The 17,290-nt window shown below is 38.1% G+C and carries 18 protein-coding genes and 2 pseudogenes; 12 read left to right on the top strand and 8 right to left on the bottom strand.

All coding sequences use genetic code 11. From position 1 onward, the window contains the following. The first annotated feature begins 360 nt into the window (after nt 1–360). From ACO1DI_RS28070 to ACO1DI_RS28060, 3 genes are all read left to right on the top strand, one after another. Nucleotides 361–2,004, top strand: a complete 1,644-nt coding sequence (locus ACO1DI_RS28070) for an APC family permease (protein ID WP_115654325.1) — start codon at nt 361–363, stop codon at nt 2,002–2,004. 259 nt (nt 2,005–2,263) lie between these two features. Continuing rightward, the gene (locus ACO1DI_RS28065) at nt 2,264–2,887 is read left to right on the top strand and encodes a LysE family translocator (protein WP_013057840.1); all 624 of its coding nucleotides are present in this window, start codon (nt 2,264–2,266) and stop codon (nt 2,885–2,887) included. A gap of 139 nt (nt 2,888–3,026) precedes the next feature. Beyond that, the gene (locus ACO1DI_RS28060; RefSeq protein ID WP_014459328.1) at nt 3,027–3,164 is read left to right on the top strand and encodes a LysM peptidoglycan-binding domain-containing protein; all 138 of its coding nucleotides are present in this window, start codon (nt 3,027–3,029) and stop codon (nt 3,162–3,164) included. A gap of 46 nt (nt 3,165–3,210) precedes the next feature. On the opposite strand, the gene ACO1DI_RS28055 is transcribed toward ACO1DI_RS28060, so the two are convergent. The 6 genes and pseudogenes from ACO1DI_RS28055 to ACO1DI_RS28030 form a co-directional block, all read right to left on the bottom strand. Beyond that, complete coding sequence (locus tag ACO1DI_RS28055) at nt 3,211–3,528, bottom strand: DUF3243 domain-containing protein (RefSeq protein WP_014459329.1); 318 nt, start codon at nt 3,526–3,528, stop codon at nt 3,211–3,213. 216 nt (nt 3,529–3,744) lie between these two features. Continuing rightward, a complete protein-coding gene (locus ACO1DI_RS28050; RefSeq protein WP_115654323.1) occupies nt 3,745–4,251 on the bottom strand; it encodes a PCYCGC motif-containing (lipo)protein in 507 nt (168 codons plus the stop codon). Between the two features lie 84 nt (nt 4,252–4,335). Next, nucleotides 4,336–4,955: pseudogene (locus ACO1DI_RS28045) on the bottom strand (class I SAM-dependent methyltransferase). A 58-nt stretch (nt 4,956–5,013) separates the two neighbouring features. Further along, nucleotides 5,014–7,574: pseudogene (locus tag ACO1DI_RS28040) on the bottom strand (heavy metal translocating P-type ATPase). A 31-nt stretch (nt 7,575–7,605) separates the two neighbouring features. Further along, the gene (locus ACO1DI_RS28035) at nt 7,606–7,965 is read right to left on the bottom strand and encodes an ArsR/SmtB family transcription factor (protein ID WP_013057833.1); all 360 of its coding nucleotides are present in this window, start codon (nt 7,963–7,965) and stop codon (nt 7,606–7,608) included. 300 nt (nt 7,966–8,265) lie between these two features. Further along, nucleotides 8,266–8,694 carry a PAS domain-containing protein gene (locus ACO1DI_RS28030; protein WP_226555275.1) on the bottom strand — a complete coding sequence of 143 codons (429 nt, stop codon included), beginning with the start codon at nt 8,692–8,694 and terminating at the stop codon, nt 8,266–8,268. Nucleotides 8,695–8,869: 175 nt separating this feature from the next. On the opposite strand from ACO1DI_RS28030, the gene ACO1DI_RS28025 reads away from it, so the two are divergent. From ACO1DI_RS28025 to qoxD, 8 genes are all read left to right on the top strand, one after another. Next, entirely contained in the window at nt 8,870–9,109 is a 240-nt protein-coding gene (locus ACO1DI_RS28025; RefSeq protein ID WP_014459335.1) for a hypothetical protein, read from the top strand. 80 nt (nt 9,110–9,189) lie between these two features. After that, a complete protein-coding gene (locus ACO1DI_RS28020; protein ID WP_181903736.1) occupies nt 9,190–9,342 on the top strand; it encodes a hypothetical protein in 153 nt (50 codons plus the stop codon). A gap of 478 nt (nt 9,343–9,820) precedes the next feature. Next, complete coding sequence (locus ACO1DI_RS28015; RefSeq protein WP_423145788.1) at nt 9,821–10,168, top strand: rhodanese-like domain-containing protein; 348 nt, start codon at nt 9,821–9,823, stop codon at nt 10,166–10,168. Nucleotides 10,169–10,475: 307 nt separating this feature from the next. Beyond that, complete coding sequence (locus tag ACO1DI_RS28010; RefSeq protein WP_013057828.1) at nt 10,476–11,054, top strand: hypothetical protein; 579 nt, start codon at nt 10,476–10,478, stop codon at nt 11,052–11,054. 566 nt (nt 11,055–11,620) lie between these two features. Next, on the top strand, nt 11,621–12,574 hold the full coding sequence (qoxA, locus tag ACO1DI_RS28005) for a cytochrome aa3 quinol oxidase subunit II (RefSeq protein ID WP_014459338.1): 954 nt from the start codon (nt 11,621–11,623) through the stop codon (nt 12,572–12,574). Nucleotides 12,575–12,620: 46 nt separating this feature from the next. Further along, nucleotides 12,621–14,564, top strand: coding sequence for a cytochrome aa3 quinol oxidase subunit I (gene qoxB, locus ACO1DI_RS28000; protein ID WP_013057826.1), 1,944 nt, complete (start codon nt 12,621–12,623; stop codon nt 14,562–14,564). Next, nucleotides 14,564–15,172: a cytochrome aa3 quinol oxidase subunit III gene (gene qoxC / locus ACO1DI_RS27995; protein WP_013057825.1), complete on the top strand. Its 609-nt coding sequence runs from the start codon at nt 14,564–14,566 to the stop codon at nt 15,170–15,172. The genes qoxB and qoxC overlap by 1 nt, the downstream gene beginning before the upstream one ends. A gap of 3 nt (nt 15,173–15,175) precedes the next feature. Beyond that, on the top strand, nt 15,176–15,484 hold the full coding sequence (gene qoxD, locus ACO1DI_RS27990; protein WP_013057824.1) for a cytochrome aa3 quinol oxidase subunit IV: 309 nt from the start codon (nt 15,176–15,178) through the stop codon (nt 15,482–15,484). A 29-nt stretch (nt 15,485–15,513) separates the two neighbouring features. Here the strand turns inward: qoxD and ACO1DI_RS27985 are convergent, their stop codons facing one another. Together ACO1DI_RS27985 and ACO1DI_RS27980 are read right to left on the bottom strand one after the other, a co-directional pair. Next, nucleotides 15,514–15,858: a hypothetical protein gene (locus ACO1DI_RS27985; protein WP_226701359.1), complete on the bottom strand. Its 345-nt coding sequence runs from the start codon at nt 15,856–15,858 to the stop codon at nt 15,514–15,516. Between the two features lies 1 nt (nt 15,859). Then, nucleotides 15,860–16,639, bottom strand: coding sequence for an undecaprenyl-diphosphate phosphatase (locus ACO1DI_RS27980; RefSeq protein WP_182420949.1), 780 nt, complete (start codon nt 16,637–16,639; stop codon nt 15,860–15,862). Between the two features lie 181 nt (nt 16,640–16,820). Here ACO1DI_RS27980 and ACO1DI_RS27975 point away from each other — a divergent pair, with 181 nt between their 5' ends. Next, on the top strand, nt 16,821–17,234 hold the full coding sequence (locus ACO1DI_RS27975; RefSeq protein WP_115654318.1) for a hypothetical protein: 414 nt from the start codon (nt 16,821–16,823) through the stop codon (nt 17,232–17,234). The last annotated feature ends 56 nt before the right edge of the window (nt 17,235–17,290 follow it).

The following is a 17,290-nucleotide window of genomic DNA, read 5'->3' as shown; positions in this document are numbered from 1 at the left end:
AGCGCTTCATTTTACCCTGCTTTTTTTTCTAGTTATTGCAACAAGATCGTTTGTATATCACTTTAATGGAAAGGCTGCTTTTATGAATATTAGTGTTCAAAACGCGCACTTTTAATTGGTAAAACGCACAAAATTCTAAAAATAAAAATATTTTTTATTCAAAACGCGTACTTTTTTAACTTGATGATGATATAATAGCAAATAATAAATGAAGAAGGGGGACGCATGAATGAATGTAAAAGCTTCTGGTCATTATTTTTAAACAGGATTTTTAGAGTTCGCAATGAATTTTATTTTTTATTCAATGAAAGCGCTTAATAACTCACTTCTCAGAATATATAGAAGAAAGGTGTTAGATACATGAATAACTTACATAGAAAAATGGGAACGTTTTCTCTCATGATGGTCGGCCTTGGATCTATTATTGGATCAGGATGGCTGTTTGGGGCATGGAGAGCTGCTCAAATCGCAGGCCCTGCAGCAATTGCTTCTTGGATTATTGGAATGATTGTTATTTTATTTATAGCTCTTTCTTACAGTGAACTAGGATCGATGTTTCCAGAAGCAGGAGGTATGGTTAAGTATACGCAATACTCACACGGCTCATTTCTTGGCTTTATTGCGGCTTGGGCAAACTGGATTGCCATCGTATCAGTTATTCCTGTTGAAGCGGTTGCCTCTGTTCAGTATATGAGTTCATGGCCGTGGGAGTGGGCGAAATGGACAGGCAGTTTAGTAGAAAACGGGATTCTTACTGGAAAAGGCTTGGCTATTGCTACAGGACTATTAATTATTTATTTTCTTTTAAATTATTGGACCGTAGGCTTATTTTCGAAAGCTAATTCACTTATTACCGTTTTTAAAATTGTGATTCCAGGGCTTACAATTGGTGCTCTTTTATTCGCAGGATTTCACGGCGGAAACTTTTCCTCTGCAGGAGGCGTTGCTCCAAATGGATGGGCAAGCGTTTTGACAGCAGTTGCTACGTCTGGGATTGTGTTTGCTTTTAACGGTTTTCAAAGCCCTATTAACATGGCGGGAGAAGCGAAAAATCCGGGTCGCTCTATTCCGATTGCAGTAGTAGGCTCTATTTTAATTGCGACCGTAATCTATGTATTGCTTCAAATTGCGTTTATTGGAGCGGTAAATCCTTCAGAAATCGTAAAAGGATGGAGTCATCTTAACTTTAATTCGCCGTTTGCCGATCTAGCGATTGCGTTAAATATTAACTGGCTTGTTATTGTTTTATATGCCGATGCTTTTGTATCGCCATCAGGAACAGGTATTACGTATACAGCTACCACGTCACGCATGATCTATGGTATGGAAAAAAATAAATACTTGCCGAATATACTAGGACGAGTTCATCCGCTTTACGGCGTTCCTCGTCAAGCCATGTTTTTTAATCTATTTGTCTCATTCATCTTTTTATTTTTATTTAGAGGCTGGGGAATCTTAGCCGAAATTATTTCTGTAGCTACGTTAATTTCATATCTTACCGGTCCCATCACGGCTATGACGTTAAGAAAAACGGGGACCGAGCTTTATAGACCTTTACGTATAAAAGGGCTAAACGTAATAGCGCCTCTTGGCTTCATCTTTGCTTCACTTACTCTTTACTGGGCGAGATGGCCGTTAACTGGACAGGTATTATTTATTATTTTAATTGGTTTGCCCATTTATTTTTATTACCAAGCAAAATCAAAATGGAAAGGCTTTGGTCAAAACTTCCGAGCTGGCGTTTGGATGATTGTCTACTTATTATGTATGATGACAATCTCCTGGATAGGAAGTGAAAAGTTCGGGGGACTCAATATTATTAAATACGGCTGGGATATGGGTCTTATTGCAATTGTTGCACTTTTCTTTTATGCTTGGGCACTTAAAAGCGGGTACAAAACAGAGTATTTAAAAGAAGCAATCGATGTTAATAATGAAATGAAAGCAGCGGAAGCACAGACTGCCTCTGCTAAAGAACAAATCATAGAAAAACAAATTAAATAAGTAGTAAAAATGAGGCTGGGACAAAAGTATTTCAGTTGAAGTCAAATGCGAACTATTAATTATTTTTTGATTGGTAGTTCGTGTTTTTTTGTTGTTATGCTGAATATAGATTTCATGTATCCAATTTGTTTATCTTTAGATTAGATTGATTTAGTTATGTCCCAACCTCTTCTTTTGTGGATAAATTTTATTTTTTTGAATACTAGATAGTAAAAAATGCTATAATGGTGGGCAAAATCATGCAGGGGGAGAACGACTTATGGATATCGTATCAATCACTTCTTTTTTAGGCGTAGCCGCGTTGCTTACGGTTATGCCTGGTCCTGATAACTTATTTGTTTTAGCACAAAGCATATCAAATGGTAGATATGCAGGAATCTCCACTTCATTAGGGCTTTGTACGGGCTTGCTTGGTCATATAGCTGCAGCAACATTAGGTCTATCGGCTGTTATCTATCAATCGGCTTTAGCGTTTGCTATTGTAAAATACGCTGGAGCAGCTTATTTATTATATCTGGCTTATAAGACGTTTACAGCCAAAGATTCGGCTCTCGCTGTTGAAAACAAAGAAGCGGTTGAGTACAAGGTGCTATATAAAAAAGGAGTGATTATGAATCTGCTGAATCCAAAAGTTTCGCTTTTTTTTCTTGCTCTTTTACCTCAGTTTGTTAATCATTCAACCGGACACGCAACACAGCAAATGCTTGTTTATGGAGCTGTATTTTTAGTTCAAGCGCTGATTATTTTTACGTTAATTAGTCTATTTGCAGGAAAAGTAGGGGAGTTTTTGCGAAAATCTCCGGCGCTGTCTAAGCGGCTTAATCTCGTGCAAGGCTCTATCTTTACGCTTATTGGCTTAAAAATTGCTTTTAGTGAGAAATAGCAAAAGATAAGATGGCGAACCTGCTTTTTATCTCTATTAAAAGGCGTGGACGTAGGTTAGTTAAAAGGAGATCCGAACGATAAATCCAATTCGTTCGGATTTTTTATGTTTATGGTAAAAGTAAGTTTCATGTATGTAGTTGCTTCTAGCTGGAGATACGTTCTATAGCATCGCGAAAAAATACAGCATGACCGTTCAGCAGCTGCAGGATGCAAACCCCGGCGTAGATCCTGCAAATTTACAAATTGGGCAGCAAATTATCATTCCCGCTGTTTAATATCAATAAATAAAAAAGATGACACGGCAGCGTGTCATCTTTTTTATTATTGAACTAATCTTACAAGCATATGGGCAAGGTGATGCTGTTGCTCTTCGTTTCCAACCTTCCACAGTTCGTGAAGCAGGTTTTCCTCTCGGTTGCGCGGCTCTTCATGCTTAGCGAGATAATCAGCTACTTTCTGAGCTGTTTTAGCCAGCTGTTCTTCATTCATCCCTAACTTTTCACCTTTTGAGACCTTGTCCCCTAGATAACTTTTAAATCCTTCGAAGCTAGAGAGAATATCCTCTTTTTTCTCCTCGCTCATAGAATTAATGGCTCCTTCAACTTTTGCTGAATGATTTGTTTCTACAGAATTACTCATAGTTTTTTTCTCCTCTCATGGTTATATTTGGGTGTTAGAAAGCATATTCCCCGAGCATTCAGTAAATAAACGTCCAAATGTGTTATTTTTACATTATGGCGTTTTACAAGGACTTAAAAGGGGAGGTCAAACGAGATTTTACCAACAAATAATAAAATGACAAAAAGACTTTGGATGAAGAGACCAAAGTCTTTTACTAATTTTTATGCTGAAGCATCATACCTCGGGCGTAGGAGTAGGCTTGGCATAGCCTTCCTTATATTTATGATCAATTTCTTGACGAATGTCTTCGATGCTTTTGCCTTTGCTGTAGTCTACTACAGCTTGAGCCGCTATTTCTAAGCAGACACCGCATTTTGTTCCGTGATCATCCCACGTCACTGCGCCGTTTTCTTTGTTTTCAAAGATAAAACAGTCGTAGTTGTTTTGATGATTAGCTTCTTCTCCACATCCGCAGTAGCAAGGAATGTTTTCTAGTAAGGTTTGATGCTTAGCAGCGGCTGCATAAATAAGCTGCATATCTTCGGGCTTGTCACTCAGAAAGGAAGGGAGAGTTTCACTATTTTTTGTTTCTTCTCGTTTATCCCCTAATGTGTGCGCCTGATGTTCTTCATGCTGTGTTGTTTCTGTATGTTTGCTAGCTGAACTTTCTTTACTTTCGTTTCCGCAGCCGGACACCATGCCTGCTGCAAGGACAACTGTTATGACCTTTGATTTCATCATCAAAATGTTCATCCTTTCTTCAATTAAAGCTAGACAATGATATGTACATCCATCATGTTAAAGTGACATAACTAGTCTTTGAAGTCATTCATCAACTTTTTGCAAAATAATTTTCCGATACATACCTTTCAACATCACGCTTGAATTTTCCTTCAAGATAAGCTGATCTCGGCTTGCTTCAAGCATATGTTCAAAAGAGAGGCCAATATCTGTTCCTAGTAATTGTACGAAGAGGCGGAATATTTTTTTAGGAAAAGTCGCGGATTTCTTTTTGGTTTCAAATTTATCAAAAATCAGGATCGTTCCCTTAGGCTTTACTACTCTTGTCATTTCTTTTAAAGCTTGCTCAGCATCAGGTACTACGCTAAGAATCAAGCTTGCTACAACAACATCAAACGAAAAAGAGTCGAATGTTAGCTGCTGAGCGTCCATTTGGTGGAAAGTTATAGACGGGTTTTTGTATTTATCTTTTGCTTTTTGAAGCATTTCACTGGAATAGTCAATGGCTGTTACATTTACTTCATGAGGAATAAAAGCTAAATCGGCACCCGTTCCAACACCTACAAATAAAATGCGCTGCTCAGACGAAAAGGGGACATCTTGAAAGACTTTTTTCTAGCTCGATAAAACATCCCGTTATTAAAAAAAACATCATAAAAAGGGGCCCAGCACTTATAAATAAATTGGTTCCAGCGGTTATTCACGTAAACCCTCCTAGAAAATAAGCTTTCCAACGCATGCTGGAAAGCTTATGGATTCCATTTATTTTTTCATTTTGAGTAAGCGAAGGCTGTTTAAAATAACAAGTAGCGCTGCTCCTGTATCGCTTAAGACGGCAATCCACAGAGTAAGCCACCCTGGGAAGATAAAGGCTAAGGCAATGACTTTAACAATAATAGAAAACCAAATGTTTTGTTTGATAACAGCTAAAGCTTTGCGACTTAGCTTCATTGTATGAGGAAGCTTTTCTAAATTGTCTGCCATCAAGACAATATCAGCTGTTTCCATGGCTGTATCAGTACCAGCACCGCCCATTGCAATGCCAAGATCAGCAGTAGCAAGGGCAGGGGCATCATTAATTCCATCTCCAACCATAGCCGTTTGATACCCTTCATGTTGAAGCTGCTGTATGGCCTTTACTTTGTCTTCAGGCAGCAAATCAGCGAAATAACGGTCTACCCGAGACTGAGAAGCAATCATTTTAGCTGTTCCTTCGTTATCACCGGTTAACATCACAATTTGCTGCATTCCGTTTTGTTTGAGGCTTTCTAAAGCAGATACGGTTGTATGTCTGATGGTATCAGCTACGCTAATGATGCCTAGAACACTTTTAGCTGTTCCGACAATAATAATCGTTTTACCTTCGTTTTGAAGCTTTTTAATATGAGACCAGCAGTGGGATAGAGGTGTTCCTAAATCTGAGAATAATTTTGCATTACCTGCGTAATAAACCGTTTCTTGAATTGTTGCTTGCACGCCTTTTCCTGTAAGGATTTTAAAATTTGATCCTTGTAAAGAAACGACTTTTTTCTCCGCAGTATAATCCACGATAGCGCGAGCAATAGGGTGATTCGAATAATCTTCAAGCGTTTTGGTTATCGCTAAAAGCTGGCTTTCTTCAGCAGCAAGGGAAACAACTTCTGAAACGGCTGGTTTGCCTTCTGTCAGCGTTCCTGTTTTATCAAAAGCAATCGCATTGATTGCACCAGCTTTTTCTAAAAACGTTCCGCCTTTGATGAGCACGCCATTTTTCGCAGCGTTTCCAATCGCAGATACAATGGCGACGGGAGTAGAAATGACTAGCGCGCATGGACAAGCCACAACTAATAATTCAAGCCCCTTGTAAAACCACTCACTCCATGCACCATCAAACAGGGGAGGGATGATCATAATGAATAAAGCTAAAATAAAGACAATAGGTGTGTAAATGGTTGCAAACTTATCAACAAATGCCTGAGTAGGCGCTTTTTTCTCCTGTGCTTCTTCCACTAAATGAATGATTTTAGAAATGGTCGTATCTTCGACTAGCTTTGTTACTTTAATTTCTAAAGATCCGTTTTCGTTAATTGTGCCTGCATAAACAGCATCACCGATTGCTTTATCAACTGGAATAGATTCACCTGTAATAGGAGCTTGGTTGATACTGGATTCGCCGTTTATAATTTCACCATCTAGCGGAATTCGGTCTCCTGGCTTTACGACAATCGTAGTGCCGATTGAAATATCTTCCGCTGCTTTTTTAATCAGCTGGCCGTTTTCTTTTACCCATGCTTCAGAAGGAGCTAAATCCATCAAACCTCGTATCGAGTTTTCTTGTTTGTTCAATCGACCTTGTTTGCAAAGCAACACCTAAAGCAAATAGCCAAACGACGGTAGCACCTTCAAGCCACTCACCAATAACAGCTGCCCAAGTGCTGCAACGGTCATTAAAACATTCATGTCTAAAGAACGGCTTTTGATTCCGTAATAAGCACTTTTTAGCCGGCTTATACCCGCTAACAATCATGGCAATAGCGTAGAGTACAGTTGTCATATAAGAAGCGATTCCTGTATGAGAACCGATAAAACCTAATGCGATGAGAATACCCGAAAAAACAATCGGTCCATTTTGGCCTTTATGGTGCCGCGACTCAGCAGACTGCCTGCTGCTGGTTACTAGGATTAGCGGTATACCCAGCTTTAGATACTTCTTTAATAATGTCATCCGCTTCGTTATCGTGCTCAATTTGTGCTTTTCCCGTTGAAAGGTTAACGTGTACATCTTTGACAGCAGGAACTGTTTTTAAATGATTCACAATCGTGTTCGCACAAGCCGCACAGTCCATTCCTTCAATCAGATACGTTTTCATTTTCTTATTTGATTGGATAGGCTCAATGTTAAACCCTAGTTTTTCTACTGAGGTTGGAATGAGTGACAGAGCTGACTCACTTGCCGCCGCTACCTGGAGCTTCCCTGTATTATAGTTGAGGGTTACGTGTTGAATATCGTTTAATGTTTTTAAACTTTTTTCAATCGTCGCGGCGCAGGAAGGGCAATCCATTCCATATACGCGGTATTCAGCTGTTTCTTCTATGTCACTGCCTGTTGCTATATCGTGATCACTGCAGCAAGAATGCTGGCCTTTGTCGGTCGTTAACGCAATTGTATCTGAACAGCAGCTGTGACTGTGTTCATGACTCTTTGTGCCGCAGGAAGAAGGCTCTTCAGCAGATGCGGCTTCTGAAGAAGAGGAGCAGCAGGCCTTGCTTTCAATTTCTGGTGAAGAAGATCCGCTGCAGCAGCTTCCGGTATGGTGATGATGTTTTTTATCTTCGTGTTTCATTGTGTCCCACTCCCTATACGGTAAGAAAAACTTAAATGGTTACGTCTTCTTTTTTAGCAAACATGATATCAATTACTTGTTTAATATGTGCATCCCTTAAAGAATAAAAAGCTAACTTTCCTTCTTTGCGATAATTGGCAATTCCTATATTTCGGAGCAGCCTTAAGTGATGAGAAGCAGTCGCAACTGTAGAGCCTACAATATTGGCTACGTCACATACACATAATTCCTCGCCTTTATACAGAGCCAAGACGATTTTAAGCCTCGTTTCATCTCCTAACGCTTTGAACAGGGCAGAAACACCTTGAACAGCTTCGGCATCGATAGCAGGCTTAATACGATTCACTTTTTCTTCATTAAAACAATAAATATCACAGCGGTCTTTTGGCATGATTTCCTCCTTCATTCAAACATTCAAATGATTGTTTGTTTATAATATATGTCAATTTTAAAAAATGTTCAAACATTTATTGATTATTCGGAATTTTTTTCTAAGCAAAACATAAATATAGTACGAATAAATATGGAAAGTATGCCTATTAGTGTATGTACGCTGGACTAAATGGTGCGGGCGAAAAGAGAATGAGTTTACGTGCAGACCAAAAATAAAAAGCCACCCTTGTAGGTAGCCTTTTAATGACTTTAAAAATGATAGAAATAAAGGAATATAGCTTAGACTTTGTTCACTTAATTAGCGTTTTAATCGATTAAATAATAAATCTGCTGCATTATTTAACACCTTGTCCGATTCTTTTAATCGTTTGTCTGAGTTTTCTAAATAGGATTGAGCAGATAATACAACATCTAACGGATCCTTGACATTCTTCTTTTCGGTACATACTAAATGCCCTACACCATTTTTCCAATGAATCGTGCATTTAAAATTTACAAATGTATCATCGCTCGTTCTCAAACGCAAATGCCTGATGATGGGGTTAGATGAGGAGTGCTGTGACAGCATCCACATTGCCTGTTTCCGGTCGTCTTTATGAATAATGCTCCACAGACTGGAGACTGAAGAAAAATAAGAATGTGCTTGACTAGAAAAATGAAGGATTTCACCTTCTTGATTTAATTGAAAGTAAGGAACGGGGATCCATTTAAGTATGTTACTTTCCATCATGCACCTCTCCCAACTTAAGTAATCTCTTTTACCATATCACAATTACCTAATATTTGTATGATTTTTATTATTTTCCCCGTTTTAAACTGTAAAAGCTAGAGAATTATTCAGTTTAAAACAGTTGAAAAAAGAACATACGTTCGATAAACTAAAAATTAAAGGAGCGAATTCTATGCAACAGCTACTTCAAGAAAGCTACTCTTCAAAACGACCTGTTGAAATTATTTATATGGACGATAAAGGATGTTTGACACAGCGATTTATTATTGTGTATAAAATTTATCCTCAGAGCGTAAAAGCTTGGTGCTTACTAAGGAACGAAAAACGAACGTTTAAAATAGAGAATATCCTTTCATGCGGATTCAGCAATAAAAGGAAAAGCAGTTTTAGGCAGAAAGCTCACTCAATTTAAGAGTGGCTTTTTCATATCATTTCCTCTTATGGCGTGTGAGTTATTTTCATACACTATATCCACCAGAAAGGGGAATGAACATGACATTAAACCAAGGAAATAAAACTAAACACATCGCTAAAGGGAGAACGGAAAAAGATGATATGACAATGCAGGGTGAGAAAAAACGGCATGAAGCACAAAGTACCTCTTTGTCTCATAATAATTGTCGGGCAAACCTTGATGGAGATTAATCTAAAAAAGGAAAGCTTTCGTTTCCGAAGCTTTCCTTTTTTGTGTATATCGCATTTTTAAGTTAACCCGTATTTTTCTGAGCCAATCACAATATAGTCTCTTGCTTCACGTGTTCATACTATTCTATCTCCCATCCTTCATTTTTAGGATCATTTTTCTAACGTTTGTGCAACATTGGTTCTACTATATTATTCATAAGCGAACCTCAGTTTTAACGGGAAAGAAAAGGGGAAATGAAAATAAAAATTCTGCGTTTCTTCATTATAATAAGAAAAAACGATCTGTTTACTAGTATTTAAATCTTTCGAAAAGTCAAAATAAATAATGATTGATTTCGTCACTTTATTGTGGTTTCATAATAAAGTGTAAAAAGACCATTTTTCTTTAGAGAGAAATGAGATAGAGTACTTCTGTGTTGATTCTTTCTTTTGAATATAGTATACATACAGGGGTATAGAAATTAATTGGGAGGAAAACATGGCGATATTATATATGAGCATAGGTATTTTATTTTTATTAATTTGTTACAGTTTTTATAAACGCTATGTGCCGGTGCAAGGGATAAAGAAAGTGACAACCGTGGACTGTGCTTCTACAACGGTTTCGTATGTAGATGTTCGTCATTTTCATGAAATGAAGCAAAACCCCTGTCAAAAAGCAATTCATATTCCGCTTCCTTATTTAAAAAGACAACATGAAGAAATTCCATATAAAGAAGTGGTGGTAATTGTTCCTGACAGCATTTCCCGAAATTTAAGCATTCGGCAGCTCAAAAAACATGGGTATCAGGTCAAAGGATACATGTGTGCGGAACGTTGTGTATAATAAAAAGAATGGCAAATAATCCTTAAATAGCCTTCATTTAGAAAGCTGTAATATATAAGCTAAAAGATACCTGTGTTAAAACGGGTATCTTTTTTTGTTATGAAGATAAGAAGGGAAGCAGGGATCGGTTTCTTTTGGTTCAACAGCTACTGAGTCTTTTAGCGTATTTTTATGACAAAAGGTTTGAAAAATCCCTTTTGTGGTAAAAAAAAACGTAGTTCTCCTAGTGCATAGACAGCGGTTTAATAGGAAGTTATAATTTAGGCAATTACATAAAAGGGGAGTAAGCTAAGGAAGGTGAATAGATGTGCGAAAGATAAAGCGGTTGCTATTTCTGTTCATTTGCATAGCGGTTGTAATTGTTGCGTATGAGATGATTCGATATCCGATTGAAAACAATGCTGCAAGCGTGCAGCAGCATTTGCGAAATTGGGAGCATAAAGAAAGTATTGATGGCTCTGCAAGGATTACACTGCAAGATTTTAAAAGGGTTGATCACTCTAATACATACATAGCCTTATTCTCCATACCTGGTGATAAAGAAGGAATGGCCGTATTGAAGCAAGGATGGAACAAACGCCTGCGTATTGAAGTCAGTACTAAAATGAGCAATTTAGTGGATTATGATGATATCCATACAAATAAAGGAACATACGCGCTGTTTACAGGAACCAATCGAAGTAAGCAAATTGAGCGAGTAAAGGCGGCTTTAGTGCACGATACGTATACAATTGATGCTGCGGTCCCAAAAAGTGATTATTTTGTGCTGTATGAAAAAATACCGAGTCATATTAAACACCCGTTTCCAGCAACGACTACGCTGTTAGATAAAGCGGGAGATGACATTACGGTTAAAGAATTTATGGATCAAGAGCTGCGTGAGTAACACGCAGCTCTTTTCTATTGTAAAACGCTTTCTTAAAAAATTCACGTTTTGTTCATATTTTTGAAAGAAAGAATTTTAAGCAAAAAAATCAAATATTTGCTACAAAGTAAAGGGAAATTAACGGGCAAAATAAGCTTCATACAGGACGTCACATTTTCTTTGAAAATTTGTCACAAAATATTCAATTATGTCGATGTGTATTGATATATCAATGTTGAAGCAAACATGCAAAGCTGATTTTGCAGTTATTCCTAGAGAAATAGTTAAGAAATGGGAGTTGAATCCTTTTATTTACATTTATTCATGCCAAATTATGTGATAGAATATCGCAAGGTTGAAGCACTCTAACCCCATTGGTACAGTCACTATATTAGAATATTTTTAATATAAAAAAATAAAGCAAAAGGGACGAAAAAAATGTCATTTTGTATTACAATAGTAGTGGCCTACAAATAAGGGGGAAGAGAGTCTGTATAAAAATGTCGTTATCTAGCGAAAGATAGCGCGTTTTGAATGTTCATCAATATAGGCTTCGCATCATGTGTTGTTAGAAAGGAGAGTTTTAAGTGAAACCAAAAAAAGGATTTTGGAAGCTAGTAGGTTTACTATCTGCGCTTTCACTAGTATTTTTGAGCGGTTGTTCAAAGCTTGCTGTATTGAACCCGCAAGGTCCTGTTGCAAAAACGCAATCTGATTTAATCATTTGGTCTATGTGGATGATGTTGATCGTGGTTGTTGTCGTATTTGCTATTTTTATATTTGTTCTTGTCAAATATCGTGAAAAACCTGAAAACATGGACTATGAGCCACCTGAGCAAGAAGGTAACTTAAAGATGGAGGTTATTTGGACAGCGTTCCCAATCATCATCTTAATTCTATTAGCAGTGCCAACTGTTAAAGCGATCTATTCTGCAGAAGAAGTACCGGCAGAATCAAAGGATAAAGATCCAATCGTGATTCACGTTACATCTGCAAACTGGAAATGGATTTTCAGTTATCCGGAACAAAATATTGAGACGGTTAACTACGTAAACATTCCAGCAGATACGCCAGTGAAATTTGAGTTAACAGCTCAAGGACCTATGAACTCATTCTGGGTACCAGAACTTGGCGGACAAAAATATTCGATGAACAACATGTCAATGCCGTTATACTTAGAAGCTGATAAGCCTGGTTCTTATATGGGACGTAGTGCTAACTTCTCTGGTGAACATTTCACTCAAATGCAGTTCGAAGTTCAAGCTCAAACAGACAAAGACTTCAAAGAGTGGGTTAGTGATGTAAAAGGCACAGCTGGTAAATTGACTGAAAAGAAATATGATCAAATCCTAAGCCCAGGCGTTGTTGGTCGTCAAACTTACAACGGTACACATTTAAAATGGGTTGACCATGCAAAAGATGTATACATTCCTGGTAAAGAGCTAGAACGTGGTACTGGACATGATCACAGCAAGATGAAAGAAGACGAAAAAATGAGTAATGAAGAAATGGAAAACATGGATCACTCAAATCATGAATAACATTCATTTATTACACTAAATAACGTAATGATTGGGGGAAGACATAATGAAGCTAGATGAATTTTTCGTCACTGGCGAACCTATGATTTACGCTGCTGATGCAGCAATCGCTATGACGGTCATCGGTATCGTTTTTGTCTTAACATATTTCAAGAAATGGAAATGGTTATGGACAGAATGGTTAACAACAGTTGACCATAAAAGACTCGGTGTCATGTACATCCTTTCAGCTGTATTAATGCTTTTCCGCGGCGGAATCGATGGAATCATGATGCGTATGCAGCTTGCATTCCCGGGTATGAACATTTTAGATGAACATCACTACAACGGAGTCTTCACGGCTCACGGTGTTATCATGATCTTATTCATGGCAATGCCATTTATTATCGGACTAATGAACGTAATCGTTCCATTACAAATTGGTGCGCGTGACGTAGCATATCCGTTCTTAAACGCAATTAGTTTCTGGACATTCTTTATGGGAGCAATGCTATTTAACCTTTCTTTCGTAATCGGAGGAGCTCCTGATGCAGGTTGGACAAGTTACTTCCCGCTTGCAGGTAAAGAATTCAGTGAAGGTATCGGAAATAACTTCTATGCCGTTTCACTACAGATTGCTGGTGCTGGTACATTAATGACTGGTATCAACTTCTTTGTAACAATCTTAAAAATGCGTGCCCCTGGCATGACAATGATGAAAATGCCAATGTTTACTTGGTCAATCTTCATCACATCAATTATTATCATTTTCGCGTTCCCTGTATTAACAGTAGCGCTTGCACTTATGACACTTGACCGTGTATTCGGAACAGCCTTCTTTACAATGGCTAACGGCGGTCTTCCAATGATGTGGGCTAACTTATTCTGGATTTGGGGTCACCCTGAAGTATATATCGTTATTTTACCGGTATTCGGTGTCTTCTCAGAAGTTATCAGTACACATTCTCGTAAGAACTTATTCGGTTATAAAGCAATGGTAGTATCAATGGTCGGTATCGCGTTCTTAAGTTACCTTGTATGGGTGCATCACTTCTTTACAATGGGTAACTCACCGTCAGTTAACTCGTTCTTCTCAATCACAACGATGTTAATCGCCGTACCAACCGGAGTTAAAATCTTTAACTGGCTCTTTACAATGTACAAAGGCCGTATCAAATTTACGACTGCGATGCTTTGGTCATTAGCATTTATTCCAAACTTCGTAATCGGTGGGGTAACAGGGGTTATGCTTGCGATGGCATCAGCCGATTATCAATATCATAACAGTTACTTCCTAATCGCTCACTTCCACTATGTATTAATCTCTGGTACAGTGTTTGGCTGTTTCGCAGGTTTATACTTCTGGTATCCGAAAATTTTCGGTCACACGCTGAACGAAAAATTAGGAAAAATTTCATTCTGGATTTTTGTTGTTGGATTTAACGTATGTTTCTTCCCACAATTCTTCCTAGGTTTAGACGGTATGACTCGTCGTATGCAAACTTATGCAGACAACCTTGGCTGGAATGGACTAAACTTAGTTTCAACAATCGGTGCATTCTTAATGGGTCTTGGTTTCTTTGTACTAGTAATCAACTTATTATACAGTGCATGGAAAAACAAACGCGACACTGCAAACGATCCTTGGGATGGTCGTACACTTGAGTGGTGGACTAAATCACCAGTTCAAGCTTACAACTTTGCAGTAATTCCTCATGTGAAAGAAATGGATGCATTCTGGCACATGAAAAAACGTAATGAAACAGAAATTAAAGCAGAAGACTTAAAACCAATTCACTTACCAAGCAACTCTGGTGTACCGTTTATCTCAGGTATTTTCTGGTTCATCGGTGGATTTGGCTTAGTATTTGAGTGGATGCCAATGGCAATCTTCGGCTTAGCAGGTATTTTTGCTTGTATGCTTGCTCGTTCATTTGATTATGATCCGGGCTTCTATGTAAAAGTAGATGAAATTAAGAAGGTTGAAGGAATTACAGGGGGTGACAAATAATGGCAGGGCATTTAGATAAATCATTGCCGTTAGAATACCAAGAAGAACAAAGTCGCCTGAATATCCTTGGATTCTGGATTTTCTTAGGTGCCGAGATCGCGTTGTTCTCTACGCTGTTCGTAACGTACTTAACGTACCATACGCGTACAGCGGGTGGCCCTACTGCAGAAGAACTGTTCGTTGTTAAAGATTTTATGATCGAAACATTGCTACTACTATTCAGTAGTTTCACGATGGGAATTGCCATCTTTAAAATGCGTAATAATGATTTAAAAGGACTTTTAGTTTGGTTTGTTATTACACTTGTTCTTGGTGGAGGATTCCTTTTCTACGAAATTCGTGAGTTTTACATGTACGCAGTTCACGAAGGTGCAACAATGCAAACAAGTGCCTTCTTATCAGGGTTCTTTACACTACTTGGAACGCACGGTCTTCACGTAACAGTCGGTGTATTCTGGGCAATCAGTATTATTATTCAATTAGTAAGACGAGGATTAACACCAGTTACTGCTCGTAAAGTATTTATTATCGGTTTATACTGGCATTTCCTTGATGTTGTATGGATCTTCATCTTCACGCTTGTATACTTGAACGGATTGGTGGGATAAGACATGGAAAATAAACAAGGCCAAAAAGCAGGTTTTCCGCTTAGTCATGTATTTGGGCTTATCCTTTCACTAGCCTTAACATTCGCAGCGCTTGGTTTAGTAGTGCTAGCTGATCTATCAAGAAGCATTACGATGACTCTTATCATGATCTTAGCGTTATTACAAGCAGCAATGCAGCTAGTAATGTTCATGCACATGACTGAAAGTGAAAATGGTAAAGTACAGGTTGCAAATATTCTTTACAGTTTCTTTATTGCACTTTGTATCGTGGTTGGTACACTGTGGATTCTTGCAGCTCACTTTAACCATTAAAAATAAAACCACTTACTTCGGTAAGTGGTTTATTTTTTTTCATTCAGCTTATATTTCAACGTTTGATATTCTCCCGTGGGAACTTTTTTTACTACTTTTCCTTTATCATCTCTATAAACATTCACTTGTTCGTACACTTCAATTCGGTATCCGCCTCTTTTTTCTGTTTTAACATGAACTTCTTTGACCGACATATTTAATTGTTCCGCCTCGTCTTCATCAGCAGAGGTTTCAACAGCGCCTCCATCAAGGGAAAGGTGAGATAAGCTGTCAAACGACTGCTGGGAATTGTTATCAACATAGCTGGTTACGACTAAAATACCAGCAAAAAACAATACTAAAAAAAGAGTCCGGACTTTCATCTTCATCTTCATCTTAAAACACCCCCGTAAACTGACAAACCAGCACGACTGTACCTAATACCCAAACGTAAATCGCAAACGTTTTTAATGAATGATGTTTTAAATAATTGATCATCCATTTTACTGCTACATAACCAAATAAAGCAGATGAAAGGGTGGCGACGAATAAAAAGAAAACGGAAAGCTGCTCGACTTCACCTGTGACTACATCTTTTAACTGAAGTAACACCGCTCCGCAAATGGCGGGAGTCGACAATAAAAATGAAAAATAAGCGGCTGTTTCACGATCTAATTTTCGCATTAGCGCAGCTACCATCGTTAAGCCTGACCTGGATACAGCAGGGAATATCGCAGCTGCTTGAAACGAGCCGATAAAAAAGGCATCTCCATATGAAATATGATCCATTTTTTTATAGCCATTTTTTACGGAATCACCAAACCATAACAGCAGTCCCGTCGCAAGAAATTCCCAGCCAATCGTTAAGCCAGATTTAGAAATGCTGTCAAAATAGTCTTTGAACAAAAGACCAATTGCAACTGCAGGGATCGTTCCTATCACTAAAAGCCCTGTAAGCTTGCTAAACGGATGACGAATAATATGCCATAGCTCACGCTTATAAAAGACAAACACAGCAAGCAGAGTGCCTATATGCAGCATCGTATCTAAATACAATCCTGCATCGTCTAAGCCAAATAAGTGACGCCCTAAATACAAATGCCCCGTGCTGCTTATCGGTAAAAACTCTGTAAGCCCTTGAATGATTCCCAAAATAAATGCTTCAAACCACGACATCTTATCACCTCATACAGCGTGTCCTTATTAGTAGTGTATAGAGGAAGTTCTGAGAACATGACAAAAACATGGCAGTGCAGGCAGTCATTTGATGAAATAAATATACATAAATAGGTCATAGTATAAGAAGAGACGACCATTCTTATCTCCATCTCATCCACAATGGAAAGAGGTGCTGAAAATGATACGAAAATGGGTTGCTGTATGCGTTTTATTTGCTGCTTTTATTTTTCCGCAGGCAATAAGCGCCGAACAGCCAAAAGTAGAGGTATTTCAAATTGAAACGGGCAAAGTCGTTCGTTCAACGCTCAAACCTCCAAATGTTCAAAAAGAAGCTGAAAAAAGTATTGAGTCCATTACTGGTTTATATAAAAAGGCAAGTCCGCTTCCTAAAAAAGGCTATCTTGTTAAAGTACCTCTTGATCCAGCCGTAAAAATTGAAAATAGTGCGGTCAACACGCTGGCAAGTGAAGTTATTTTTGTTCTTGAGCCGAATCAAAAGCCAATCATGATGGTATTTGACAATGAAAATAGAACCTACTTTTTTGAATTTACTCATGATTTAACTCTTCTTAGAAAAGCATTACAGCTATAAGTCATCGAAATGATGGCTTTTTTTTACATAGGCAGTTGACAGTTTATTATGATAAA

The sequence above is a fragment of the Priestia sp. 40 genome (assembly GCF_049368575.1).
Classification (GTDB): Bacteria; Bacillota; Bacilli; order Bacillales; family Bacillaceae_H; genus Priestia; species Priestia zanthoxyli.
Note: the sequence above shows the minus strand (reverse complement) of the source record. Positions and strands in the feature narration are given on the sequence as shown.

Coding starts and splice junctions, on each gene's coding strand:
- ACO1DI_RS28070 (WP_115654325.1), top strand. CDS start 361: ATGAATAACTTACATAGAAAAATGGGAACGTTTTCTCTCATGATGGTC.
- ACO1DI_RS28065 (WP_013057840.1), top strand. CDS start 2,264: ATGGATATCGTATCAATCACTTCTTTTTTAGGCGTAGCCGCGTTGCTT.
- ACO1DI_RS28055 (WP_014459329.1), bottom strand. CDS start 3,528: ATGAGTAATTCTGTAGAAACAAATCATTCAGCAAAAGTTGAAGGAGCC.
- ACO1DI_RS28050 (WP_115654323.1), bottom strand. CDS start 4,251: ATGATGAAATCAAAGGTCATAACAGTTGTCCTTGCAGCAGGCATGGTG.
- ACO1DI_RS28035 (WP_013057833.1), bottom strand. CDS start 7,965: ATGCCAAAAGACCGCTGTGATATTTATTGTTTTAATGAAGAAAAAGTG.
- ACO1DI_RS28030 (WP_226555275.1), bottom strand. CDS start 8,694: ATGGAAAGTAACATACTTAAATGGATCCCCGTTCCTTACTTTCAATTA.
- ACO1DI_RS28025 (WP_014459335.1), top strand. CDS start 8,870: ATGCAACAGCTACTTCAAGAAAGCTACTCTTCAAAACGACCTGTTGAA.
- ACO1DI_RS28020 (WP_181903736.1), top strand. CDS start 9,190: ATGACATTAAACCAAGGAAATAAAACTAAACACATCGCTAAAGGGAGA.
- ACO1DI_RS28015 (WP_423145788.1), top strand. CDS start 9,821: ATGGCGATATTATATATGAGCATAGGTATTTTATTTTTATTAATTTGT.
- qoxB (WP_013057826.1), top strand. CDS start 12,621: ATGAAGCTAGATGAATTTTTCGTCACTGGCGAACCTATGATTTACGCT.
- qoxC (WP_013057825.1), top strand. CDS start 14,564: ATGGCAGGGCATTTAGATAAATCATTGCCGTTAGAATACCAAGAAGAA.
- qoxD (WP_013057824.1), top strand. CDS start 15,176: ATGGAAAATAAACAAGGCCAAAAAGCAGGTTTTCCGCTTAGTCATGTA.
- ACO1DI_RS27985 (WP_226701359.1), bottom strand. CDS start 15,858: ATGAAGATGAAGATGAAAGTCCGGACTCTTTTTTTAGTATTGTTTTTT.
- ACO1DI_RS27980 (WP_182420949.1), bottom strand. CDS start 16,639: ATGTCGTGGTTTGAAGCATTTATTTTGGGAATCATTCAAGGGCTTACA.
- ACO1DI_RS27975 (WP_115654318.1), top strand. CDS start 16,821: ATGATACGAAAATGGGTTGCTGTATGCGTTTTATTTGCTGCTTTTATT.